General features: G+C 58.3%; 16 protein-coding genes and 1 pseudogene. 9 read left to right on the top strand and 8 right to left on the bottom strand.

Annotated elements, in window-relative coordinates; genetic code table 11:
• Positions 1–299, bottom strand: a pseudogene (locus D8V06_RS06535) (histidine kinase); the annotation flags it as partial.
• 135 nt (positions 300–434) lie between these two features.
• Here D8V06_RS06535 and serB point away from each other — a divergent pair.
• On the top strand, positions 435–1,649 hold the full coding sequence (gene serB, locus D8V06_RS06530; protein ID WP_034148725.1) for a phosphoserine phosphatase SerB: 1,215 nt from the start codon (positions 435–437) through the stop codon (positions 1,647–1,649).
• 121 nt (positions 1,650–1,770) lie between these two features.
• Here serB and asd read toward each other — a convergent pair whose 3' ends face one another.
• From asd to D8V06_RS06515, 3 genes are read right to left on the bottom strand one after another with little or no spacing between them, the layout of a single operon-like run.
• The gene (asd, locus tag D8V06_RS06525) at positions 1,771–2,631 is read right to left on the bottom strand and encodes an archaetidylserine decarboxylase (RefSeq protein WP_056852355.1); all 861 of its coding nucleotides are present in this window, start codon (positions 2,629–2,631) and stop codon (positions 1,771–1,773) included.
• A gap of 18 nt (positions 2,632–2,649) precedes the next feature.
• Positions 2,650–3,465 carry a rhodanese-like domain-containing protein gene (locus tag D8V06_RS06520; protein ID WP_056852356.1) on the bottom strand — a complete coding sequence of 272 codons (816 nt, stop codon included), beginning with the start codon at positions 3,463–3,465 and terminating at the stop codon, positions 2,650–2,652.
• 43 nt (positions 3,466–3,508) lie between these two features.
• Positions 3,509–5,047: an HDOD domain-containing protein gene (locus D8V06_RS06515; RefSeq protein WP_056852357.1), complete on the bottom strand. Its 1,539-nt coding sequence runs from the start codon at positions 5,045–5,047 to the stop codon at positions 3,509–3,511.
• Positions 5,048–5,213: 166 nt separating this feature from the next.
• Here D8V06_RS06515 and motA point away from each other — a divergent pair, with 166 nt between their 5' ends.
• Positions 5,214–6,065 carry a flagellar motor stator protein MotA gene (gene motA / locus D8V06_RS06510; protein WP_056852358.1) on the top strand — a complete coding sequence of 284 codons (852 nt, stop codon included), beginning with the start codon at positions 5,214–5,216 and terminating at the stop codon, positions 6,063–6,065.
• 3 nt (positions 6,066–6,068) lie between these two features.
• A complete protein-coding gene (motB, locus tag D8V06_RS06505) occupies positions 6,069–7,097 on the top strand; it encodes a flagellar motor protein MotB (RefSeq protein WP_056852359.1) in 1,029 nt (342 codons plus the stop codon).
• 129 nt (positions 7,098–7,226) lie between these two features.
• Here the strand turns inward: motB and D8V06_RS06500 are convergent, their stop codons facing one another.
• The 3 genes from D8V06_RS06500 to rsgA all read right to left on the bottom strand — a co-directional run bounded on the left by D8V06_RS06500 (position 7,227) and on the right by rsgA (position 10,016).
• Positions 7,227–7,718, bottom strand: coding sequence for a toll/interleukin-1 receptor domain-containing protein (locus D8V06_RS06500; protein ID WP_056852360.1), 492 nt, complete (start codon positions 7,716–7,718; stop codon positions 7,227–7,229).
• On the bottom strand, positions 7,718–8,677 hold the full coding sequence (locus tag D8V06_RS06495; protein ID WP_130930648.1) for a caspase family protein: 960 nt from the start codon (positions 8,675–8,677) through the stop codon (positions 7,718–7,720). Before D8V06_RS06495 ends, D8V06_RS06500 begins: the two co-directional genes overlap by 1 nt.
• 307 nt (positions 8,678–8,984) lie before the next feature.
• Positions 8,985–10,016, bottom strand: coding sequence for a small ribosomal subunit biogenesis GTPase RsgA (gene rsgA / locus D8V06_RS06490; RefSeq protein ID WP_056852363.1), 1,032 nt, complete (start codon positions 10,014–10,016; stop codon positions 8,985–8,987).
• 107 nt (positions 10,017–10,123) lie between these two features.
• On the opposite strand from rsgA, the gene orn reads away from it, so the two are divergent.
• The 5 genes from orn (at position 10,124) to D8V06_RS06465 (ending at position 21,435) form a co-directional block, all read left to right on the top strand.
• Positions 10,124–10,666, top strand: a complete 543-nt coding sequence (gene orn / locus D8V06_RS06485; RefSeq protein WP_056852364.1) for an oligoribonuclease — start codon at positions 10,124–10,126, stop codon at positions 10,664–10,666.
• A 219-nt stretch (positions 10,667–10,885) separates the two neighbouring features.
• Positions 10,886–11,497 (top strand): trimeric intracellular cation channel family protein, encoded by a 612-nt coding sequence (locus D8V06_RS06480; RefSeq protein WP_056852365.1) that lies wholly within the window; start codon positions 10,886–10,888, stop codon positions 11,495–11,497.
• Between the two features lie 113 nt (positions 11,498–11,610).
• Positions 11,611–15,522 carry a DUF6543 domain-containing protein gene (locus D8V06_RS06475; RefSeq protein WP_130930647.1) on the top strand — a complete coding sequence of 1,304 codons (3,912 nt, stop codon included), beginning with the start codon at positions 11,611–11,613 and terminating at the stop codon, positions 15,520–15,522.
• Positions 15,523–15,713: 191 nt separating this feature from the next.
• Positions 15,714–16,682, top strand: a complete 969-nt coding sequence (locus D8V06_RS06470) for a hypothetical protein (protein WP_130903965.1) — start codon at positions 15,714–15,716, stop codon at positions 16,680–16,682.
• Between the two features lie 4 nt (positions 16,683–16,686).
• A complete protein-coding gene (locus tag D8V06_RS06465; protein ID WP_130930646.1) occupies positions 16,687–21,435 on the top strand; it encodes an RHS repeat-associated core domain-containing protein in 4,749 nt (1,582 codons plus the stop codon).
• 57 nt (positions 21,436–21,492) lie between these two features.
• On the opposite strand, the gene queG is transcribed toward D8V06_RS06465, so the two are convergent.
• The gene (gene queG, locus D8V06_RS06460; RefSeq protein ID WP_056852369.1) at positions 21,493–22,563 is read right to left on the bottom strand and encodes a tRNA epoxyqueuosine(34) reductase QueG; all 1,071 of its coding nucleotides are present in this window, start codon (positions 22,561–22,563) and stop codon (positions 21,493–21,495) included.
• Between the two features lie 63 nt (positions 22,564–22,626).
• Here queG and D8V06_RS06455 point away from each other — a divergent pair, with 63 nt between their 5' ends.
• A complete protein-coding gene (locus tag D8V06_RS06455; protein WP_130930645.1) occupies positions 22,627–24,126 on the top strand; it encodes an NAD(P)H-hydrate dehydratase in 1,500 nt (499 codons plus the stop codon).
• The last annotated feature ends 7 nt before the right edge of the window (positions 24,127–24,133 follow it).

Here is a 24,133-nt window from a genome sequence, read left to right as displayed (position 1 = left end):
TTGTTCTTGGTCAGGTTGTTGAGCAGCACGTTGAGGCTGAGGATGTCGTTGGACACCAGCAGCTCGGTGGCCGAGGTGGCCGTCTGCGTGGTCAGGCTTTCGCCCAGGGCATCCGCCTGCTCATGCATGGCCTGCTTGAACTGCAAACCCATCACGCAGGCGTAGATCACCAGGGCCAGAGCGACCAGGATCACGTTATGGCTGGCAATGCGCAATGCAATCGGTACACGGCGGTGACGCAGTGCCCGGAAGATCAGCAGGAAGAAGTTATCGGTTTTAACTGGCGTGGGCCGGTTCACTTGAGCTCGGCTCTTTTGTCCGTGAAGTTGACGCGCAGTATAGCGACAGGCCCTAGACCGTCAAAGCGCTCACGGTGCCCGATGGTCACTGAAAGTGGGTAGAATGCGGTTTTTTTCCACCTGCGGGGGTGCGCCTTGCGCGAAATCGTCCTGATAAACATCACGGGAGTCGACCGTCCGGGTCTGACTGCGGCCATTACCGGCGTTCTGGCCCAGGGTGGTGTGAACATTCTCGACATCGGTCAGGCGGTGATCCACGACACCTTGTCGTTCGGCATCCTGGTTGAAATTCCCGATACCGAGCAAGGTAAATCCGTGCTCAAGGACATCCTGTTCAAGGGCTATGAGCTTGATCAACAGGTGCGTTTCACGCCGGTGTCCGAAGAGGATTACCAGCAGTGGGTCGGCAACCAGGGCAAAAAGCGCCACATCGTCACGTTGTTGACCCGCAAGGTGACTGCCGGACAACTGCAGGCCGTGAGTTCGATCACCGCCAAGTACGGTTTGAACATCGATCACATCGATCGCCTGTCCGGGCGCATGCCGCTGGATACTCCGGCTGATAAAGGCAAGGGTTGCATCGAGTTTTCCGTACGCGGCGAGGCGGCCGATCCGCAGGCGTTGCGTGCCGAATTCCTCAGCGTCGCCCAGGAGCTGAACGTCGACATCGCGTTCCAGGAGGATTCGCTGTTCCGTCGCAACCGTCGTCTGGCGGTGTTCGACATGGACTCGACGCTGATCGAAGCCGAAGTGATCGACGAATTGGCCAAGGCCGCCGGTGTGGGTGACAAGGTTTCGGAAATTACCGAGCGGGCGATGGCCGGCGAACTGGATTTCCGTGCCAGCTTCAAGGAGCGTCTGGCCTTGCTCAAAGGCCTGGATGTCGGCGTACTGGATTCTATCGGCGCTTCGTTGCGCTTGACCGAAGGCGCTGAAACCCTGTTCGCCGAACTCAAGCGCCTGGGTTACAAGACTGCGATTCTGTCGGGCGGTTTCACCTACTTCGCCAAGCAATTGCAGGCCAAGCTCGGTATCGATTACGTGTTCGCCAACGAACTGGAAGTGGTCGACGGCAAGGTGACTGGCGTGGCGATCGAGCCGATTGTCGACGCGCAGCGCAAAGCGGATCTGCTCAAAGAACTGGCACACAAGGAAGGTTTGCGTCTGGAGCAGACCATTGCAGTCGGCGACGGCGCCAATGACTTGCCGATGCTGGCGATTGCCGGGTTGGGCGTGGCGTTCCGTGCCAAGCCGCTGGTCAAGCAATCGGCCAAGCAGGCGATTTCCACCCTGGGGCTGGATGGCGTGCTGTACTTGCTGGGCTTCCGCGATCGCGACGGACAGCTCTGATACGCTGGAAATCAATGTGGGAGCTGGCTTGCCAGCGATGACTGACCAACCATCAACATCACGGTTGACGGTCAGTCCGCAATCGCGGGCAAGCCCGCTCCCACAAGGTACAGCGTGGTCTTTAAGCCTTCGGCAGGCCCATGCCCTGGCCCATCTGTACCGGGGCGCCGGCGACCATGTCTTCCGTCCACTTCACCTGATCCGGCCCGAACAGTACGACAGCGGTCGAACCCAGCTTGAAGCGGCCCAGTTCCGCACCTTTTTCCAGATGAATCGGCGCACGGGCGGCTTCGTCGTAACGGAAGGTTTTCAGTTCGCGCTTCGGCGGTGTGACCAGGCCGGCCCAAACGGTTTCGATCGACGCGACGATCATCGCCCCCACCAATACCACGGCCATTGGCCCGCGCTCGGTGTCGAAAATGCACGCGACTCGCTCGTTGCGGGCGAACAGTTCCGGCACGTTTTCAGCGGTGGACTGGTTCACCGAGAACAGCCGGCCCGGGATGTAGACCATTTCGCGCAGGGTGCCGGCCAGCGGCATGTGCACACGGTGGTAGTCTTTCGGCGACAGATAAATGGTCGCAAAATCACCGCCCATGAAAGGCGCAGCATTGGCAGCATCACCCCCCAGCAATTCCAGCACGCTGAAACTGTGGCCCTTGGCCTGGAACACGCGACCGTGTTCGATCGGGCCGAGTTGGCTGATCGCACCGTCGGCCGGGCTGAGGATCGCGCCCGGTGTTTCGTCCAGCGGACGTGCGCCGTCTTTCAAGGCGCGGGTGAAGAAGTCGTTGAAGTGCTCATAGGCCGTCAGGTCTTCGACCAATGCCTGGGACATGTCCACCTGATAGCGCTTGGCAAACCAGGCGGTAAAGGCATTCTTGAACCAGCGCACCCGGCATTCGGCGACGCAGCCCGCCAGTCGCGAAAGCAAGTGGTGGGGCAGCAGGTACTGGCTGAGGATAAACAAACGTTCTTTCATTGGGTGTCCTTAAAAACCTTAAAGCTCGACAGGCGTGTCAGGGTGATTGCCCCACTCGCCCCAGGAACCGGCGTAGCCTTTGACCCGCGGATAACCGAGGGACTTGGCCACCAGATAAGTGAAGCCGGACCGGTGGTGGGTCTGGCAGTGGGTAATGATTTCCTTGTCCGGCGTGATGCCGAGTTTTTCAAGGATCTGCGGCATGTCGGTGCGAATGCGCAGTTGGCGCGCCTGATCCATGCCCGCCGTCCATTCGAAATTGATCGCGCCGGGAATATGACCGGCCTTCGCCGCGAGCACTTTCTCGCCGGAGTATTCCAGCGGTCCGCGGGCATCCCAGATCGCCAGGTCGGCGGCGCCGAGACGGCTTTGCAGGTACTCGCGGGTAGCGGTGGGTTCGTCATGCAAGGTCAGTGAAACCGGACCACCCACGGCTGGCGGGATCTGGATCGACATCGGCAAGCCTTCTGCCAGCCAGGCTGTCAGGCCGCCGTCTATATAGTGGTACTTGCGGTGGCCGATGACATCCAGCAGCCAGATAAAGCGCCCGGCCCAACCGCCGCCTTCGTCGTCGTACACTACGTAGACTGCGTCGGGGTTGTGTCCCAGCTCACCAAACAACGTCTCGAGTGCAGCCTGCGGCGGCATCAGTCCCGGCGCAGGCGCCTGACCGAGTTGCGTGCGCTTGGGGTCGACAAAACGAGCGCCGGGAATATGCCCTGCGGTGTAGCGGGCGCTGCTGGTCAGGTCCACCAGGATCAGTTCGCGGGCATCGAGGCGAGGGAGCAAGTCGCTCGGCTCGATCACCAGCGGCAAGCCAGAGAAGTCAGACATGTGAGGTCTCCAGGGCACAAAAAGGGAAGATTGTAACGCAGCCTTACTGGCCGCGGTGGCTAAAGCTGTGCAGGGCTTTCTCGATGCACTGCGCGGTTTTGCCGAAGGCTTGTACGGTTATTTCCGAAAAGGCGCCGCCACCCTGATCCGCCACGACAATCATGATCACGCGGCCGTTATTGACCAGTGAGCGCAGCAACAGATGCTCACCGCTGAATTGTGAGCGCAGGCTGTTGGGCAGCAGGGCGGAAAACTGTGCGTTGTTGGCTGGCGTCAAACGCACCTGCGCCTGTTGCGCGAGCAGCCGTTGCAGCACTGTGCTCTGGCTGACCGCGAAATTCATGCCGGCCACTTCTTTCGGTAAACCGGCGCTCTGGTGCACTCGCAGGTTGGCATGGGCTCGATCTGCCATCAGGATCATTACCCGGCGCATGCCGCACGCGACCAGGGCGTCGCGGGCCGAGGTGGTCAAGTGCATGGCGTTGGTGAAGCGGCTCGGCTCGATCAGCAATTCGGCACATTGACGACGCCACTTTGCCAGGTCTTCGGCGGTCGGCGCCGGGGCTGGCAACAGACCGGCATGTACTCGATTCGTGCCCCATGGCCAGAGCAATGCAACGGCAGGGTGCCAAAGGTCGGGCATGGCGTGATGGCGGGCGCTGTTGGCGGCCTGCTGGTGCAATTGTTGTTGCACCTCGTCCATGGGCATTTGCAGGTAAAGGCTGGTCAGGTACTGCCAGCGCTCGCTGTGCGGACTGTCCCAGGCCTGTTGCGCCGACAGCGCCAGCCCGTTGGCCAGCAGCACCGTGTTGGCGGGCTGGTTCAGCCAGCGGCGCAGCGTCGGATCGTCATCCAGGCGATTTTGCTGGCGCAAAGGATGCTCGCTGTCGCGGGCAATGCGCAGGACTTTGACCAGTTCCCGCTGTTCGGTGAGCAACAGTTTATAGCCTTGCTGCACCCAGATCGGCAGGTGCCAGGCCTCCACCAGGGCCAGGCCGATTTCCAGCAGGCGCGCGCCAAACAACTGCTTTTCGACTTTACACGCCGACTCGCCTTTATGGATGACCCGCAGCTCCCATTCTTCGAGCAACTGCGGATGCGTCAATGCCAGGGGCCACAGCGGTGACAGAAACAGCAGGCTGCCCCAATGAATGTCCTGCCACAGGCGTGCGAGGCGGCTGGCGAAAAAACCGTTGGCTTGTTGCGTCGCGTGCTGGCTGATCATTTGTAGCTGACGCAGTGCCTTGGGAATCTCGCCCATGGGCGCGGCAGGCAAGCGTTCCAGCAATTCTTCGGTGCGTTTCAAACCGAGGCGGTTGATCGCTACCTCAAGGTTTTCTGCCGGCTCGGTCATGCTGCCGTGGGTGTGGCGGTTGGCTTCGCGAATCACGCTCAAGGCCAAAGCCGGACTGTCCTGCATCAAATCGGCGATGTCGCGCAGCGAGCTGCGACTGTCGCGGATCGCCCGGCAGACGCGGTCGTGACTGGCCTGCGGAACCGGCAGGCGGACGCCATCCAGAAGCTTGACCCAGCCTTGGAGCGTGGTTGGTTTGGGAGTCGGGACGTTCGTTTCGTTAACCATGTCTGGAGGCGATCATCGTCTGCGTTACCTGCGCCCGGAATGGGTCAAATTGGCTTTTCGCCTGAACTGGCTATAGTCTGGCGCAGTTTTGCCGATAAGTAGAAGAAGAGATTTTTTAACTTCCGAATATGACCTTGAACCCGACTCAGTAAGTGCTCTCCTACCTATGGCTAAAATAATCGGCATCATCGTCGTATTCGCGAGCGTGCTCGGCGGATACGTGCTCTCCCACGGCAAAATTGCCGCCCTGATCCAGCCTTTCGAGGTGATGATCATCGGTGGTGCGGCCCTCGGCGCATTTTTGCAGGCCAACCCCGGCTACATGACCATGCATGTGCTCAAGAAGTCCCTGAGCATGTTCGGTTCGCGTTTCAGCCACGGTTTTTATCTTGAAGTGCTTGGCCTGATTTACGAGATCCTCAACAAGAGCCGTCGTGAAGGCATGATGGCCATTGAAGGCGATATCGAAGATGCGGCCGCGAGCCCGATCTTCGCCAAGTACCCGACGGTCCTGAAAGACGAGCGCATGACCGCGTTCATCTGCGATTACCTGCGCATCATGTCTTCCGGAAACATGGCTCCCCATGAGCTGGAAGGCCTGTTCGACATGGAACTCTACAGCCTCAAGGAAGACCTTGAGCACCCGTCCCATGCGGTGAACGGCATCGCCGACGCCATGCCCGGTTTCGGTATCGTCGCGGCGGTATTGGGGATCGTGGTGACCATGGCGTCCCTGGGTGAGGGCGATCAGAAGTCCATCGGCCTGCACGTGGGTGCGGCGCTGGTCGGTACCTTCTTCGGTATTCTCGCTGCCTACGGTTTCTTCGGCCCGTTGGCCCATTCCCTGGCCCACGATGCCAAGGAAGAGCTGAACGTCTACGAAGCCATCAAGGCTTCCCTGGTGGCTTCGGCTTCCGGCATGCCGCCATCGCTGGCCGTCGAGTTCGGGCGCAAGGTTCTGTACCCGGCGCACCGTCCAAGCTTCGCCGAGCTGGAACAAGCGGTTCGCGGTCGCTAAGTCATGGAAAATAACCAGCCGATAATCATCAAGCGCGTCAAGCGCATCGCCGGCGGGCATCACGGCGGGGCGTGGAAGATCGCTTTCGCCGACTTCGCCACGGCGATGATGGCGTTCTTCCTGGTGCTGTGGCTGCTGTCGACGGCAACGCCGGAACAGAAGATCGCCATCGCCGGTTACTTCAAGGACCCGATCGGCTTTTCCGAAAGCGGCACGCCGTACATCATCGACCTTGGCGGTACGCCGACCCTGGCGCCGGAAAACACCCTCAACCCCGAGGTGAAGTCCCAGCCGCAACCGGACAAGGTGACCGTCGACGCCGAACAGGTCGAAGGCATGGCCGAAATGGTCGAGAAGGAACGTCTCGAGTTGTTGCTGCAAGAACTGCAAAACAAGGTTGAAGAGAACCCGCAGCTGCAGAAATTCAAAGACCAGATCATGTTCGAGATCACCCCGGACGGCTTGCGTATCCAGATCGTCGATGCCGAAAACCGGCCGATGTTCGACTCGGGTTCTGCGCGTCTGAAACCGTATTTCGAAGACATCCTGCTGGCCATGGCCGACACCATCAAAGCGGTGCCGAACAAGATCAGCATCAGCGGCCACACCGATGCCAAACCGTATAGCGGCCAGGGCGATTTCGGTAACTGGGAACTGTCGGCCAACCGTGCCAACGCCGCCCGCCGTGCGCTGGTGGCGGGCAGTTATCCGGACGGGCAGGTGGCGCGGGTGGTGGGTTATGCCTCGTCTGCCTTGTTCGACCGTGAACATCCGTTCAACCCGGTCAACCGTCGCATCGACATTGTGGTGCTGACCAAGAAAGCCCAGCGCGCCATTGAAGGTTCGCAAGGCGCGGAACCTGCTCCTGATGCACCGCAAGGTTCTGCAGCGCCAGGCGCCACCCCGGCTGCACCGGTCGACCCGAATGCGCTGCCGGCAGACAAGGAACCGCTGCCGGCCCACGAACTGCGCGAGCGTTTGAATCTGTTTGATGACCCGGCGCCGAAGCCGGCTGAGCCAGCGAAGCAGTGATCCCAAAAAAACCGACAGTGATGTCGGTTTTTTTTCGGCGTTTATCAGGCCGCTGCATTCTCCGTGTGGGCACGATTCCTGTGGGAGCTGGCTTGCCAGCGATGTCGGACTGACAGTCGACCTGATCCTTCAGAAACCGCGAATGATCCTGGATTTGAGATCCGTGTGAAATCGATCGGCGTTGGTTTTGTTGACGCTGCGCACCGCCTCGCTGCCGTTAACCGACTCCAGTGACATCGATCGCTTGATGGTCGATTCGTTTCGATAGGCATCAATGAAGAACTCGATGTCTCTGTCGCTGGTCAGTTTCGGCCATTTATCGAGGTACAGCGGCAGTTCCGTTGGGCCGGTCTTGAATGAGCAGATGCGTCGGTTGGTGATGGTCGCCTCGCCGATTTCGAACGGTACCCACCAGGACAGTGCGGTTTTTTCCGACACCACCGCCAGCAGGTGCGTGCATTCACTGATGTTGCGCGTGATCACACCGGTGATGTCGTCGGTGGTCTGGGATTCGGCGTCCAGCACATCGAGATAGGTCTTGATGTTGGCCTGCATCAGGCGGGTATTGATGTTGACCGCGTAGGCGCGATCCATGTGGCGGTAGCTGATAAACACTGGCATCAGAAATGTCCCTTGATTGCGAGTTCGCGGTAATAGGCACCGAGGGCGGTGAGGCGGCAGCCGGTGGAGTGAATGGCGGCGTAATACATATGTTCGGCATCAACCGGTTCGATCAGGCTGTGACGATTGCACTTTTGCAGTTGAGAGAAGACCTCGCCGTGTTCCGGATTGAACTCGGGTTCGCTGGGCTCGAAGCTGGGGGCGAGGGGGTATACCGATTCCGCTTCGGCAAACCACTCGGGCAGTTTGCGCAGGATTTCCTTGGCGATCAGCGGTGAAACCTCGCGCAGGGAAATGAACTGCGACACGTTGGTCTTGAACACCGGCCGCTGTTCCCAGGCATCGAGGGCGTTGTCGACAAACGAATAGAGGCTGCCGGGAGTGATCTTGCCGAGGATGTTGGCGGCGCCGCCGTGCAGAGCCTGGAGCAATAGCCCGGTGAATACGCCGTGTTGGGCGCCTTCCATCGCCGGCTCTTCCTTTTTGCACGCAGTAAGAATGGTCATGCCTTCGCCCACTACGCTGCCTTCACTGCGCAAGGCGCGCAGTTCGCCTGCCGAGCCGCTCTGGCAGCAGTCGAGAATGATCACCTTGTTTTTGATCCGGGTGGCTTTGGTTGCCCAATTAAGAACATCGCTGAGGCGAATCCCGTCATTGGCGTTCCTGTAATCCTGCGGGATCAGCATGCCTTCGTCGGTATCGGCGTCGAAAGTGCCGTGACCGGCGAAGTACAGCAGTGCGACGTTGCAGTCCCCGGAAAACAACTCGCGGATCTGATCCTCGAGTTTCTTTCGACTCAGGTAATCCTCGGCACAGGTCAACACGATGTTCTTGAAGTTCGGGTCGCCATTGGCGTCGGTCTTCAGCACAGACGCCATGGCCATGGCGTCGTTGCAACAACCGCTCAGGCGCGAGACATGGGTGTAATCGTTGATGCCAATGAACAGTCCTTTGCGCATGGTTACACCGCCGTGCGCTGGCAAATGGCGACGCGGTGGGCAGGGGCGTACAGGTAGACCCACGGAGGGCTGATGAACAAATGATAGGTTTGCAATGGCTGTCCCTCGATGTCGCAGGAGTGCGAAGAGGGTTTGAACTTAGGTCATTGGCTGGCCGCCACAAGGTGCCGATCGCGAAAGAGAAATGCCCTACAGGGATGCGTGCAGACGCCTTACAGAAATGTCTGACGTTTAAGTTGGCGGGTGATTTAAACAGTAGAACCGGCAGCCCGCCGCCCCGTTGGATCAGGGCGGGGCAGGTGCCTGTTTAGTAGCCGTTTTCCGGCAAACTGGCGATGATCGAGCGGTAGCTGTTCATTCGTTGCTGTTGCACGCGGCCGTCTTCGAGAGCCTTGAGCAATGCGCAACCGGGTTCACGGTCGTGCTTGCAGTCGCGGAAGCGACAGGTGCCGAGCAAATCGTTGAACTCGATGAAGCCGGCCTCGACATCGGCACGGCTGACGTGTCCCAGGCCGAACTCGCGGATGCCTGGTGAGTCGATCAACTCGCCGCCGCCAGGGAAGTGGAACAACCGCGCGGTGGTGGTGGTGTGAGTGCCCTGGCCGGACAGCTCGGACAACGGACCGACGCGGGTCTCGACTTCCGGCAACAGGCTGTTGACCAGCGACGACTTGCCGACACCGGACTGGCCGACGAACACGCTGATGCGACCGTCCAGCTGTTTCTGCAACTGTTCCATGCCGTTGCCGTGGTGCGCCGAGACTTCCAGCACCGGGTAACCCAGCGTGCGGTAAACCGCGAGCAGGGCGTTCAGCGCCGGCGCGTTGTTTTCGTCGATCAGGTCGAACTTGTTCAGCAGTAACAGCGGCTTGATGCCCGCATGTTCGGCAGCGACAAGATAACGGTCGATCAGGTTGGCGTGGGGCTCGGGAAGCGGTGCAAAAACGATGACGATCATGTCGACGTTGGCGGCTACCGGCTTGAGCTGGCCACGGCTGTCCGGGCGGCACAGTTCGGTGTTGCGCGGCAGTTGCGCCACGATTACGCCGATGCCCTGGTTGCCAGCGCGCCAGACAACCTGGTCACCGGTCACCAAGGCAGGCAGGTTGGCCCGCAGGTGGCAGCGGAACACTTGGCCGGCCAATGCACCTTCGCAGGCCTCGACCTCGACCTGCACACCGAAGTGCGCGATCACCAGGCCGTGCTGTTCCGGACCCAGGTCGCCACCCTCAAGTGCCTCGACAGCCGAGGACTCGCGTTTGGCGGCGCGGGCAGCGCGCTCGCCCTGAATCTTTTCGATGCGCCAGTTTTGACGACGATTGAGTTGGCGTTTGGCCATGGGTGTTCCGTATAAAGAATGCAGCGATTAGGTAAAACGGCCGCGAGTTTAGCACGCCCGGCCACCGGCCTAGGCTAAACTGCGCAGCATTGCCTAGGAGCCGACACATGCAAAATTCGCAGAACCTGATCTGGATCGACCTGGAAATGACCGGTCTGGATCCGGAAAACGACGTCATCATCGAAATGGCCACCATCGTCACTGACAGTGATCTGAACACCTTGGCCGAAGGCCCGGTGATCGCCATCCACCACAGCGACGAAGTCCTCGCCCGCATGGACGAATGGAATACCCGCACCCACGGCAATTCCGGCCTGACCCAGCGCGTGCGCGACAGCCGCATCAGCATGGCCGAAGCCGAAGCCGAGACCATTGCGTTCCTGGAGAAGTGGGTACCGAAGGGCAAGTCGCCGATCTGTGGCAACAGCATCTGCCAGGACCGTCGCTTCCTTTATACGCACATGAAATCCCTGGAAAGCTATTTCCATTACCGCAACCTCGACGTGTCCACGCTCAAGGAGTTGGCCGCACGCTGGGCGCCGGACGTTCGCGACAGCTTCAAGAAGGGCAGCACCCACCTGGCGCTGGACGACATCCGCGAATCGATCGCCGAGCTGCAGCACTATCGCAAGCATTTCATCAAGTTTTGATCCGTTGGCTGGCGCGGGGCTATTGTGGCGAGGGAGCTTGCTCCCGCTCGGCTGCGTAGCAGTCGTAAGGACGGCAAATGCGCTCTGACCGGAAGAATGCAAGGGAGCGCTTCGCACTCCAGCGGGAGCAAGCTCCCTCGCCTCATTGCTTTCGTGCGCCCTCTTTTGATGCCTCGGCGAAGTGCGTAGACTGCGCGCCTTTTTGCAAGGACCGCCACCATGTTGCTGATGCTCTACCTGATCGCCATCACCGCCGAAGCCATGACTGGTGCATTGTCCGCGGGGCGTCGTGGCATGGATTGGTTTGGCGTGGTCCTGATCGCCTGCGTCACGGCGCTGGGTGGCGGTTCGGTACGTGACGTGCTGCTCGGCCACTACCCGCTGACCTGGGTCAAGCACCCGGAATACCTGGTGCTGACGTCCATCGCGGCGATGTTCACCGTGTTTGCCGCCCGCTGGATGCGCCACCTGCGCTCGCTGTTTCTGGTGCTCGATGCCGTGGGGCTGGTGGCGTTCACCCTGATCGGCTGCATGACCGCCCTGGAAATGGGCCACGGCATGCTGGTGGCCTCGGTCAGTGGCGTGATCACCGGGGTTTTCGGCGGCATCCTGCGGGACATTTTCTGCAACGACATCCCGCTGATCTTCCGTCGCGAACTGTACGCCAGCGTCTCTTTCGCGGCGGCGTGGTGCTACATGTTCTGTCTTTACCTGAACTTGCCGGGAGAGCAGGCGATTCTGATCACGTTGTTTGGCGGCTTTTTGCTGCGCTTGCTGGCGATACGTTTTCACTGGGAAATGCCCAAGTTCGTTTATAACGACGAACAGTAAGTTTCAGTGAAACGTGAGCACGCTGTGCAAGGGTGAGTGCGGTAACTATGTAGCCTTTTGTGAGTGGGCAGTTCAATAAGCTACGGTTTTACGTCGGCTTATAGGCTACCCGTATGTTTGAAACTTCCGCACAGCAACGCCCTTACAACCCTCACCAACAATTCATTGAAGAAAGAATTCCCGACTGGCTGACTCGCGCTTCGCCAGACAGGCGCCAGGCGTTGAAGCGCACCCCGGTGGCGATTCCTCAATGGTACAAGACCGCCTCGGCGGCTTCTCACGCGGCGCTGGCGCTAGCCATCAAGGCCAGTTGGGTATCGCAAAACAAGGTTGATCGGCTGTTCGAGTCGCTGGCAAATGTCCGTCAGTTTGCTGAACCTCTGCTTCGACAGGCACTGAAAGAACGCTTCGCCATTGAAGTGGATGTCACCCGCACCTACTTGAGGCTCTATCTGCCGACCGGCATTTTAGTGGGCTATCAAGTCAGGACCGTTTCCTTGCTGGATGCAGCGTTGCGCAACTTTGAGGCAAAGGAAGCAGGCATCCGCTACTTTGATTCAGCTTCCTGTTTTATCAGCGAGCCCAGCATGTCCGGGCAGTTTGATGTGCTCGCTATTAATCAACGCATGAGTGTCAGCGCTTTTGTTTCGATGTGTCGTGAACTGGACATCGGCGGCCAGTACAACCAGCAACTGGAAACGTTGTTATTGCCCAAGGATGCTCTGGCCAGGGCAGTACTGGAACTCAATGTAAAGACCAGCCAGAAAGACGCGTTCAGGGCTGCGATACTCCTGGCCCGCATGAAAGGGGATATCGGCCTGCACTCTCACGCGTCCTTGTTGCATCTGCTCGATGGCGGCGCCAGGCCTGCCCTGGGTGCCCGGGTTTTGCAGTGCTACCAATTGCAGGTCATGGAGGCGAAGCTGACCGGGATCATGCTGCTGGCCGGTGATCTGGACCGTGCTACCAGAGTGGAACCGGTGCTCGTGTACATCCCCGATGATCCGCAGCATCCGCTCAAAGAGTACCCGTCGACGGCTGCTTTCAGGGCAGATTTGGCACAGCGGTTGCGTTCTGCGCACTACCAGCGTTTTTTTGCCCGGTTCGTCGCTCATGAACGGCGAGGCTATTTTTTTGCCGCGCTCAATGATCCTTCTACCGTAATGAAGTGGAGTTCGCGCCGGGTACAGGGTGATCCATGGACAGGGTTGTACCAGGACAAGCTCAACAAGATTCTCAATGATGCCCGCGCCATTGCCGTGCCTTGCGCAGACACCGACCGCAACTCTCGCTGGGAAACCTGGGACAGCCTGGAAAAGGTCGCCTCGATCGTATTGCAGGTCGCGGCCCTGGTGGCGGTCCCCTTTGTGCCGTTTCTGGGCGAATTGATGTTGGCGTACACCGCATACCAACTGTTGGACGAGACCTGTACCGGCATTCTGGATTGGACCGAAGGTCAGGTGGTCGAGGCGGCTGATCACTTGATGGCGATCGCTGAAAATCTCGCGCAACTGGGCGCATTCGCGCTGGGCGGTGCAGTGGCCGGGAGAGTGCTGGCTATCAAGCCCTCGACCTTTGTCGACAGTCTCAAGCCCGTCGTGCTGGAAGATGGACGCACGCGCCTGTGGAACCCTGATCTGACGCCTTATGAGCACGCTGCCTCGTTGCCTGCCGATTCGATGCCGGACGAACTGGGTTTGCATCACCACGGCGCAGCGATGTTCCTGCCGCTTGAGGGCAGCCTGTACGAGGTTCGCACCGAGCCGGGCGAAAGTGCCTGGCGCGTCCGTCACCCGCAGCGGGCGAACGCCTACCGGCCACGACTGACTCACAACGGCGCCGGGGCCTGGGCGCATGAAGTCGAGCGTCCGATGGAATGGCAAGGCGCACAGTTGTTTCGTCGTTTGGGTCATTCAGTCGCTGAGTTCTCTGACGTCACCGCCCGGCGCATCCTGGACGTCAGCGGCGTCGATGAAGCCGTGCTGCGTGACATGCACGTCCACGTCCGGCGCCCACCGGCCTTGCTTGAAGAAAGCATTCGGCGCTTCGGGCTTGATGAGCAAATCAAAGTATTCCGTGCGCAACTGCAAAGTCCGGATCCGGCGGTGTACACCAAAGCTGATCCACAGATGCAGGCACAACTGCTGCAAGCGCAAGGTGTCCGTGTACCTGAGAGCCTGCGCAACGCCAATGGAATTCAAGGGATCGTTGAGTCACTGGACGAGGCGACGCTGAAAAAACTGCTGGGTGAAAGTACGGCGTTTGGTGATTCATTACCGGCGATCGACGTGCGAAAAGCGCGGTTGCGTTCGAGGATGGCCGATTGGGCCGAGGAGCATCGTGGCGCCTTGTTCCAGGCGCGCGAAGACGCCTTCGAACAGCACGCTGACGCAGACACGCAGCAACTACGGCGGATCTTCCCCGATCTGCCGAAAACGATCGCTCAAGAGCTGTCGCGTAATGCCAGTGCAACTGATCGCCTGCACATGCGCAATCATCCTGGAATAACTCAACGAATGGCGCACGAAGCGCTTTTCTATTTGCGAGAGGTGCGACTCAGCCGGGCTTGCGAAGGACTTTACCTGGATTCTGTCAGCAGCCTGGACAGCGACCGGCTGGCGCTGCACATGCTCGAAACATTGAACGGGTGGTCCGCCGATGTCCGCATCGAGATGCGTGATAAACGTTTTGATGGGGCGTTGCTGGACAGCATCGGTCGCCCTGAAGCTCCGCTGCGTAAAGTGCTGGTCAGGCAGGGCGGGCGCTACCAGGCACACGATAATGTCGGTGAGCAATTACATGGGTTCGACACGCTGTATGGCGCGGTGATGCACGCGCTTCCCGACACGCAACGTCTTTCGTTGGGGTTGCCCCATGTGGGGCAGTGGGCCGAACTGAAACAAATGCTCAGACGACAACCACTGCTGGATCGTGCTCTGGTGCGCGCATTGTTCAAGCAGCCAGCGCTGGGGCCTGCCGTCCGATCGCCCATGGGGCTTGCCGTGGGGCGTTCTGGTTACTTGTTGGGTGGCGGGGATCTCGATCCCGCGCAGACGCAATCCATCGAACAACGGCTTCGAGCCCTGTATCCAACGCTTTCTGAAGAGCAGATGGCGGCCTTGCGTAGTGAGCGATTGACCGGGGACCCACTGCTGGCTGTTGCCAGGCTGGAAAACGAACACATTACGCTGGTCAATGAGCTGGAGGTGTGGAGTGCTGATGTGCCGTCCATTCATCCTGGCACCGGAGCGCTACTGACAGATGCTGAAATTGCCATTCAACGTCAGCACAGACAGGGTTTCATGCAGGCATTGCTGGACACGGCGACCCGTTACATCACGACGCTTGAGTTTGAATTGGACTTTCTGGGTGTACTACCCGAATTGTCGGCCGATTTCAGTCATGTTCGAGAGTTGTCGCTGAGCAGTTCCTCCCGAACGGGAGGCCATGCATTTTTCGCCAGCTTCCCGGGAGTTCGGTACCTGACATTGTCTGGCTTGGCCCTTGAGGCTTTTCCCGTCGAGCTTTATCAGATGCGCGAGCTTGTTTCGTTGACGCTCGATGATTGTGATATCCGGCTCACCGAAGCCACTGTCGAAGGTTTGGCGCACATTGAAGGCTTGACGCTTCTGGATCTGGAAAACAACCCACTGGAATGGGCGCCCCATGTTGGCTACATGAAGCAATTGGACAGTCTCTACTTGAAGAATACGGGGTTGACCACGGTCCCTTACGGAATGTTCTCACTTGAGAGCCTGGCTTTCGTCGACCTGACGTTCAATGAAATAACAATGCTGCCTGATGAGTTGTTCGAAGTTTCTGATACGCGCGATGCAAACTACAACTTTCGAAATAATCCTTTGAGTGATTTGAGTAAGCAGCAGGTTGCCGACTATATGGAAAATGCCGGTGCCGACAGAAAATTACTGATTCAAGTGGATGATGAGTTTGGCGCTGAACAGGCTGAAGACACAGAGTCCGAAGCGGAGGACAGCGGAGTGGAGAGCGCTGGAGATGATGATTGAGTCGTTTTCGGTTGGGCAATTATGCGTGAGTGGTATGTCGAGAATTAAATTGTTTTGCGTTATACATATTTTGAATGTTTTTTTGAATGGGATGGGCTTCTGATTCTTGTTATTTGTTCAGTCAGGCAGGTCGCGCAACATTGGAGGCAATGTTCGAGGCTGTGACTGTAATCAATAGTAGAGTGAGTCGCATGAGTTCTGTAGCCGAAGTAACAGGTTTCACACGTTTCAATGTAAGTTTTGATGCGCCGTCATCGACGCAATCAAAGAGTCTGTACGCCAATGGAAATATGCAGGTCCGAATATTGGTTACGCTCAGGGGTAAAGACAAAGACGGAAAGTCGGTGCCCTTGACTCCCTCGATTTACCACACCGTTCGGCTCATCAATTACCGTACGGGCGAGGTGTTGCAGGGAAATTGGCAAGTCAGCGATCGACCTAATCAGTTTTGGTACGCGATGTCGGGTTCAGATGCAGCCCCAGCACCGCTGGAAAGTGTCGAACCTGACATTACGGTGCTTGAGTATTGGGTCTCTTCATCGGTGGTGGATACGGTGCACATAGGTGCGGCGGTTATTTTGAACGACAGAATAATTCGGACCAATAACACAACGGTGGGCGACAAACACGACAGCAGTGTCATGCTGGTCGCTGAGGCGCCTGTCACGTACGCCATTGAAGATTTCAAGTTGGAACGGGTGCGAAGCGAAGGCCGATGGAGCCACGAAATTTTTCATTGCTATCTGGGTTTGTATCCAGGAGGTCGTCAACTCAGGCTGGTGGACTGGTCGGCAGCTGACGATGGTCATCATCACAGGCTGACCAGGAGTGTGTTTGAGGCCTATGGCGGGTTTATTGACAATGACTATCGCTGGTATGTGAGTTGTAAACTGGCGGCGGTGAAAGATAAGGAAGTCTTCCTGGTGCTTCCACCCGAAAAGGGTGAACGAATCGACGAAGTTTACTATGTAAAGGTTAATGACAGAGACGGTGAACTGTCCATCGTTCGTGGCGTGGGCGAGTCTTTTTCTTCCGATACTTACGTGAGAAAGGAGACTTTCAATTTTACCGCTTATGACGTGTATGGGACGGCGCATAAGTTGCGAGTACGGCCGGATTTTGATAAGCGGCCGGCTGACTTCATTTTGGAGCGGGGTTAATTTAATGCAAGCTCAGCAAATGAATTCCTTGTACTCCAATGCATTTAATTTCAACAGTTTTCTCCAGGGGGGCGTTGACCCCAGAACCGGGATTTACACCTTTTCATTATCTTTGGGAGAAATAACCTCTGTAAGCGCAATGGGGCTGTCGTTGGATGTCGTACTTCAGTTTAATCCGTTGAATGTGGTTAATGTCGGTTTTGGAACAGGGTGGTCAATCGCGTTGTCTCGTTATGACACATTGAACAAAATCATGACGTTGTCAACAGGGGAACGCTATAAGGCAACAGAACTCGAGTCGAGCTTGATATTCGCAGAGCAAAAACTTAATACTGTAAAAGTGACCAGGCCCGATGTCGATCACTTTCATTTACTCAATATAAACGGGACACGGGAAACCCTGAAAATTCATGAGGAAAGCGGCAGTGCCATACCCGTGCAGATCATGGCAGCCAACGGCGCAAGTATCTTCCTCCGATATGTCACTTATAACGAACAGCCAGTCCTGAGCGAGGTGAGAGACGAGCAACGTTTATTATTGAAAGTTGCCGCCAGTGACAATCAGGTCACGCTCACTCAGTACCCGGGTACAGTAGCCGAAACACGCATTACCTTGTTTCTGACAGACGAACGCATTTCAACCATTCGCTTGCCGACAGGCGAAGAATGGACGCTGCAATACGAAATCATTGGTGGTCTCGGTTGTCTCACTCAAGTCGATTCACCGCGGGGTGCGCGGGAGGTCATCGGCTATACCGAGGATGGGCATTTGCTTCCACCCTTGGCGCCTATGCATTCGATGCCCTGCGTCAGCTCGCATAAGGTATACCCGCAGTACGGTCAGCCAGCCATCCTGACTGAGTATGCGTTCTCGGACGCCAACTTTTTGGGTTTTGGGGGCGAGTTCAGTTGGTCCGAGGAGGGTGACAATCTGGATGCCGCCGCCTCCGACTATGTTTATACATCGACTGAAAACCTGATGCTGGACGGTCAGATTCATCATTCGACATTACGGACCTACAACAGATTTCACCTACTGCAGTCCCAGATCACAACGTGCGCTGATGCAGTGACGTCAGATCTGATGGAATACCCTCTGGAGCCCGGAAAGAGCATCGCCGGGCAGCCACCGCAATTCCGCTTGCCGCGCGCGATGACGCGACGTTACAAGAACTCGAAGACTGGTCATTCTCGCGACGAAGTCACCCTTACGGAGTTCGACAGTTTCGGTAATTTGATCAAGCAGGTCGAGCCCAGCGGTGTGACCACTGTTTCCGAGTTTTATCCGGTCACAGGGGCGGATGGGTGCCCAGCCGACACTTCAGGTTTCATTCGTTATGTTAAACAGCGGACAGTTATTCCGGCATCGAGCGATGTTGCGGCCAGCACGACGGTCACGCGTTTTCGCTACGCGCTCCACAAGGGCCTCAATGGTTCGCAATGCTCCATGATCCTGCCTGTTGAGGAAAAGCTTTATGAGCTGGCCGATAAGAGTGAAACGTTGCGTTCAAGCTGCATTCTGACTTATTTCGACACGCCGCAAGACTCGACGCGTCATGGACTCTTGAGTCACCGCACGCTTGAAATGAACGGCCTCAAGACTTGTTCCGAACATCAGTACAGCATTGCTCAGGATATTTTGACGCTGGGTATCACCACCGTCGGATTTGATGGTGCCAGCACGACTTCATTGCAGACATTTTCCGCGCTGAACGGAATGAAACGCTCCGAACGAAGCGAAGACGATGGCGTTACCCGTTTCAAATACGACAGCATTGGACGGATCCTCAGCACGACCGTATCGGCAGGTACGCCAAATGCAGCGACGAGCCATACGGTTTACCAGGCAGCCAGCCACGAAGCGCCGGCGACGATGCATTCAACCGATCTGGCAGGCGTTTTACAAACGACTGCCTACGACGGACTCGGTCGCATCATCGGGATTGAAGAGCAGGATTGCGATAGCCCTGACAAAGCAGCCATAGCCCATGCGCGCGTTATCTTCGCCGCGCGCCACGACGGTCTCGGACGACTGATAGAGCAAACGCACACCGATTGGTGGGAGGAGGTCGCCCGGCCGATGACAACCACTTTTGAGTACGATGACTGGGGGCAGGTCAAAACCACGATCCATCCTGACGGGCGCAAAGAGCATCGCACTTACGATCCGGTTACACGTACCGAGACATATTGGTTCGAGGGCATGGGCAAATCCATCACCCGCTTCAATGATTTCGGAAAACCGGACACTGTCGAGGCTTTCGACCGCAAAGAGCAAAGCCTGGGCAAGATCGTTCATGGTTATGACGGATGGGGCCGAGCGGTCAGTCAGACGGATGCGGTTGGCAACAGAACGACGTTTGGTTACGACGTGTTCAATAGACTGTGCCGAAGCGAGTTGCCGGACGGACATGTCGTGGAAACCGAGTTCGCAATCCACAGCCCCGAGACGCTGCCCACCCGGATGAAAATGTCTGGTCAAAGCCTTGGGCAGCAAACGTTCGATGGGCTGGGCCGTTTGACTGCAAGCACCATCGGTGGGCGCACGTGCAGTGCCGGCTACGAGGGAGGCTCCGGGCAGCCGACGTGGCAGAAAAGCGCCAGTGGTGAGCGAGTCGAGTTTGATTACGCACGCGATTTCGGTGGGCGATTGCTGCAACGCAAGGCGACCGGTTCAGTCGCCAATTACACCTACAGCCCGTCGCACGGACAGCCTACGAGCTGCATAGAGCAGGGGCGTGAAACCCGTTTCGAGTATTACCCTTCCGGCCGACTCAAGAATGAGATCACTGTCGGCGCCCAACTCCAGACGGCCTCTTATACCTACTCATTCGGCGGGCGACCCCTGACCTATACCGATGTGCTGGGCAATCAACACAAAACCGGCTACGACGATTGGGGGAGAGCCGTATCATTTGAGCAGGGGGCGCTCAAAGCAGACTTGGTCTATGGCGCATTGGGCTTGTTGGAGCGCATAGATTCACAGGACAGGCAAACCGGACGCTCCCTGGAGACTCGTTTGACTTACGACGATTTGGGGCGAGAAACATCGCGCACGTTTGTGATCGACGGGATCGCCGCGCAAACCCAGGCATTGAGTTACTCCCTGGATGGAAAGCTGGCGCAGAAGGTGCTCAGCAGCGGTGAAACGGTGTTGCGCGACGAGCACTTCACTTACGATCAGCGCGGCCGGCTCAGTGGCTACACCTGTGACGGATCGCAGCGACCACGCGATCCTTATGGCAAAGAGATCGTCAGTCAGCACTATGTGTTCGATGCGCTGGACAACATTGTCACTGTACGCACCGAGTTTCCCGGTGGCGACAACCTGGCGACGTTTACCTATAGCGCTGTTGATCCGAGCCAACTGATCGAGGTGCGCCATTCCCACACCGATTATCCCGCCCTCGTCACACTGGAATATGACGCCGACGGCCAAATGGTCAAGGATGACCTTGCGCGTTCGCTCAGCTACGACCCGCTTGGCCGGTTAACGCGAATCGCCACCGCGACAGGCGCTGTGATCCGCGATTATCACTACGACGCGCGCGATCGCCTGGTTGAGCTGTCTGGACCGGCGGGCACTCTTGCACAGCGCTTCTATCACGAAGGGCGCGTCATCAATGAGATCAATGGCAGCGACTTGCGTACCTGTTGGCGTCAGTCCGGCCTGCTGCTGGGTGAGCGGCGATCGGACGTTGGCGTTCAGCAGGTCGTTACAGACCTGCAACAAAGCGTATTGACCATCGTATCGGATACGCAGCGTAGCGAAATTGCCTACAGTCCCTACGGATTTCGTCCTGCGGAGGGCGGGGTGTTCAGCCTGGCAGGGTTCAATGGTGAGCAACTCGATCCGCTGACCGGCCTGTACCTGTTGGGCAACGGGTATCGAGCCTACAGCCCGACATTGATGCGCTTTCTCAGTCCGGACAACCTGAGCCCGTTTGGTGCCGGAGGACTGAATCCTTACGCCTACTGCCTCGGCGACCCGATCAATCGGGTTGATCCGACCGGACACGTTTCCTGGCAGTCTGGTTTGGGGATTGGTCTTTCGATAGTTAGCATCGCGGCAAGCATCCTGACCTTTGGCGCCACCACACCGCTGGCGATCGCCAGCCTGACATTAGCGTTGGCTTCGGGAATCACGGGCATCGCGAGTGCAGTTGCACACGAAGTAGCGCCGCAATCGGAGTTGGGTGACATCCTTGGCTATGTGAGTCTGGGGCTGGGTGTGGCATCTGCTGTAGCGGGTGCCGGGGCTACGCTTCAGGGGGCCAGCAAGGTCGCTGGAAAGCTCAGGGCGCCGTTGAGTGGTGACCCCGCACGGGCCGCACGGGCGATGAAAAACGGGATGAGCGGCAGAGCGAAGGCAGGATCATCCGCCGGGATCGAGAGGGCTGGGTCAACCACCCAGGCCACAAAGGCGACTGCTACAGGGTGGACATATACGACGCCGCGCAATCTTCCTGGGTTTGAAAAGTTGAAGGGGTCGTCTCTCACTCGTTTCTTCCAGTTCAAAAACAATATAAGGGACCATGGTTGGTCGCCGGAAGACGCCGCTAAGGACCTCGGCATAAACACCAAGTACCGCGTGATGGACCCGTTCGATCCAAATAAAACTAAGAACGGAATCAACTTCACGGGGTATACCGAAATCAGACTCAATGACGGTCTGCGTCTGTTTTTCTATGCCAACAGGGACACACGAGTTGTGACGCTTCACAAGATCAGCCATACACAAAAGGGTGCTTAAAGCGTCGGATAGGGCAGGAGATTGATGTGCCACAGCCCCGGCAGGTTTCTGTTTACGCTAAGCGCTGCGAGAGAGGTGCTGACGCAACGCCCACTCCACATGCTCCCTGACCATTTCCGACGGATACTCCCGTCGCGCCTTCAACGCTTCCAGCACCGGAATCGTTGAAGGCGCATTCCCCAGCCCCACTGCCAGATTGCGTAGCCAACTTTCGTAACCGGCGCGCCGCAACGGCGAGCCTTCGGTGCTGCTGAGAAACTTGTCCTCGTCCCACATGAACAATTCGGCCAGTTCAGCGTTGTCCAGGTTGTGCCGTGGCTTGAAGTCGCTTTCCCCGGACGGACGGGCGAAGCGGTTCCACGGGCAAACGATCTGGCAGTCGTCGCAACCGAACACCCGGTTGCCGATCAACGGCCGCAGTTCTTCGGCAATCGCACCCTTGAGTTCAATGGTCAGGTAGGAAATACAGCGCCGGGCATCCAGCACATAGGGGCCGACGAAGGCATTGGTCGGGCAGATGTCGAGGCACGCGGTGCAGCGGCCGCAGTGTTCGGTGGCGTGGGGCGAGTCCACCGGCAGCGGCAAGTCGACGAACAGTTCCGCGAGGAAGAAGTAACTGCCGGCCTTGCGATTCAGGACCAGGGTGTTTTTGCCGATCCAGCCGAGGCCGGCTTGCTCCGCGATGGCTTTTTCCAGCACCGGGGCGCTGTCGACAAAGGCGCGGTAGCCGAAGGGGCCGATGACGGCTTGAATCTTTTCTGCCAGTTGTTGCACGCGCTTGCGAATTAATTTGTGGTAATCGCGGCCCAAGGCATAACGCGAGACATAAGCTTTTTCCGGTTGGGCCAGCACTTTTGCCATTTGCGTGTCGCCGGCCAGGTAGTCCATGCGCAGCGACACCACGCGCAAAGTGCCCGGCACCAGTTCTTCCGGGTGCGAACGTTTGCTGCCGTGGGCACCCATGTAGTCCATTTCGCCGTGATAGCCGGCTTCGAGCCAGCGCTGCAGATGCTGCTCATGCTCGGCCAGGTCGAGACCACTGATGCCGACTTGCTGAAAGCCCAGCTCACGACCCCAATCCTTGATGGATTGGGCGAGGGCGGGCAGATCTGTAGTAATAGCGGGCATGAGGCGAGAGAAACCGGAGCTGAGGTGCGTATAATTCTGCCAGACATCGGAGCCCGAAGACGCATGCCGCACACTAAAGATGAAATACCCGACGCGCTGTACAGCGCCGCCCAGGTGCGAGCACTCGATGCGAGCCTGATCGCGGCCGGCACCAGGGGCTTCGAATTGATGCAGCGCGCGGCACGGGCCACCTGGCGTGCAATGGTCCGCCAATGGCCGGCAGCAAGCGAGTTAAGCGTATTGGCTGGCCATGGCAATAATGCTGGCGACGGCTATCTGGTGGCGGTTCTGGCTCGACGTGCCGGATGGACCGTGCGGGTGCTGGCGGTGGGCGATCCGCAGCGTTTGCAGGGCGATGCGGCATTGGCACATGCCGAGGCTGTATCTGAAAAAGTCTTCATTGAACACTGGGCAGTCGCGTCCGAGTTGCGTGGCATTGTACTGGACGCCTTGCTGGGCACGGGTTTGACCGGCGAAGTGCGCGAGCCATACCGCAGCGCTATCGGTGCGATCAATGCCGTCGAGCTGCCGGTGGTGGCGGTGGATATTCCATCCGGGTTGTGCGCGGATACCGGTCGCATTCTGGGGGATGCAGTGCGAGCCGACCTGACGGTCACGTTCATTGGTTTGAAACTGGGATTGTTCACGGGCGATGCGGCAGACGTGGTGGGCGAGCTGGTTTTCAATGATCTGCACGCCGACCCGCAGTTGCTTGAGGGGGCACCGATCAGTGCCCGTCGCTTGTCAGCCAACAATCTTCCGCGTCTGGCCTCCCGCGCACCGGCTTCCCATAAAGGCAAGTTCGGCCATGTGCTGCTGATCGGTGGTGATCGCGGTTTCGGCGGCGCGATCCTGCTGAGTGCGCAAAGTGCACTGCGCAGCGGCGCCGGCATGGTTTCGGTGGCGACCCGCAGCGAACATGTACCCGCCGCGCTGGCCAGAATCCCCGAAGCGATGGTTTTGGGCGCCTCATCAGCCAATCAGTTAATGGGTTTGCTTCAAAAAGTTTCCGTGCTGGTTGTCGGCCCGGGACTTGGGCAGGCTGGCTGGGGGCGCAGCTTGTTGTCCGCCGCCGCCAACGCGCCGTTACCGCAAGTCTGGGACGCCGATGCGCTGAACCTGCTGGCCGAGGCGCGTGTGGTGTTGCCCAGGGATTGCGTCATCACCCCGCATCCGGGTGAGGCGGCACGCTTGTTGGGGATCAGCACGGCGCAGGTTCAGGCGGATCGTCCTGCAGCAGCCCACGCGTTGAGCAAAAAATATACAGCCGTGGTTGTGCTCAAGGGCGCCGGCAGTTTGATCGCCAGCCCCGACGGGCGGTTGGCCGTGTGCCATCAGGGGCACCCGGCAATGGCCACCGCCGGTTTGGGCGATGTGTTGGCCGGGCTGGTCGGCGCGTTGCTGGCTCAGGGCATGGCGGCGTTCGACGCAGCCTGCCTGGCGGTCTGGCTGCACGCCAATGCCGGTGCGCAACAGGGTAAATTCGGCCGTGGGCTGGCGGCCAGTGATCTGATACCAGCCATTCGTCAGTTGTTGGAGGAGCAAGCACCGTGTCTGAAGTAACCCTGTA

It is taken from the genome of Pseudomonas sp. Sample_24, from assembly GCF_004307605.1.
In the GTDB taxonomy this organism is placed as follows: Bacteria; Pseudomonadota; Gammaproteobacteria; order Pseudomonadales; family Pseudomonadaceae; genus Aquipseudomonas.
The sequence above is the reverse complement of the archived record's forward strand: the minus strand, read 5'-3'. Positions and strand labels throughout refer to the sequence as shown.

Bases quoted from the DNA above. Each gene is read 5' to 3' on its own strand.
- asd (WP_056852355.1), bottom strand. From the start codon at position 2,631: ATGAAAGAACGTTTGTTTATCCTCAGCCAGTACCTGCTGCCCCACCAC.
- D8V06_RS06520 (WP_056852356.1), bottom strand. From the start codon at position 3,465: ATGTCTGACTTCTCTGGCTTGCCGCTGGTGATCGAGCCGAGCGACTTG.
- D8V06_RS06515 (WP_056852357.1), bottom strand. From the start codon at position 5,047: ATGGTTAACGAAACGAACGTCCCGACTCCCAAACCAACCACGCTCCAA.
- motA (WP_056852358.1), top strand. From the start codon at position 5,214: ATGGCTAAAATAATCGGCATCATCGTCGTATTCGCGAGCGTGCTCGGC.
- motB (WP_056852359.1), top strand. From the start codon at position 6,069: ATGGAAAATAACCAGCCGATAATCATCAAGCGCGTCAAGCGCATCGCC.
- D8V06_RS06500 (WP_056852360.1), bottom strand. From the start codon at position 7,718: ATGCCAGTGTTTATCAGCTACCGCCACATGGATCGCGCCTACGCGGTC.
- D8V06_RS06495 (WP_130930648.1), bottom strand. From the start codon at position 8,677: ATGCGCAAAGGACTGTTCATTGGCATCAACGATTACACCCATGTCTCG.
- rsgA (WP_056852363.1), bottom strand. From the start codon at position 10,016: ATGGCCAAACGCCAACTCAATCGTCGTCAAAACTGGCGCATCGAAAAG.
- orn (WP_056852364.1), top strand. From the start codon at position 10,124: ATGCAAAATTCGCAGAACCTGATCTGGATCGACCTGGAAATGACCGGT.
- D8V06_RS06480 (WP_056852365.1), top strand. From the start codon at position 10,886: ATGTTGCTGATGCTCTACCTGATCGCCATCACCGCCGAAGCCATGACT.
- D8V06_RS06475 (WP_130930647.1), top strand. From the start codon at position 11,611: ATGTTTGAAACTTCCGCACAGCAACGCCCTTACAACCCTCACCAACAA.
- D8V06_RS06470 (WP_130903965.1), top strand. From the start codon at position 15,714: ATGAGTTCTGTAGCCGAAGTAACAGGTTTCACACGTTTCAATGTAAGT.
- D8V06_RS06465 (WP_130930646.1), top strand. From the start codon at position 16,687: ATGCAAGCTCAGCAAATGAATTCCTTGTACTCCAATGCATTTAATTTC.
- queG (WP_056852369.1), bottom strand. From the start codon at position 22,563: ATGCCCGCTATTACTACAGATCTGCCCGCCCTCGCCCAATCCATCAAG.
- D8V06_RS06455 (WP_130930645.1), top strand. From the start codon at position 22,627: ATGCCGCACACTAAAGATGAAATACCCGACGCGCTGTACAGCGCCGCC.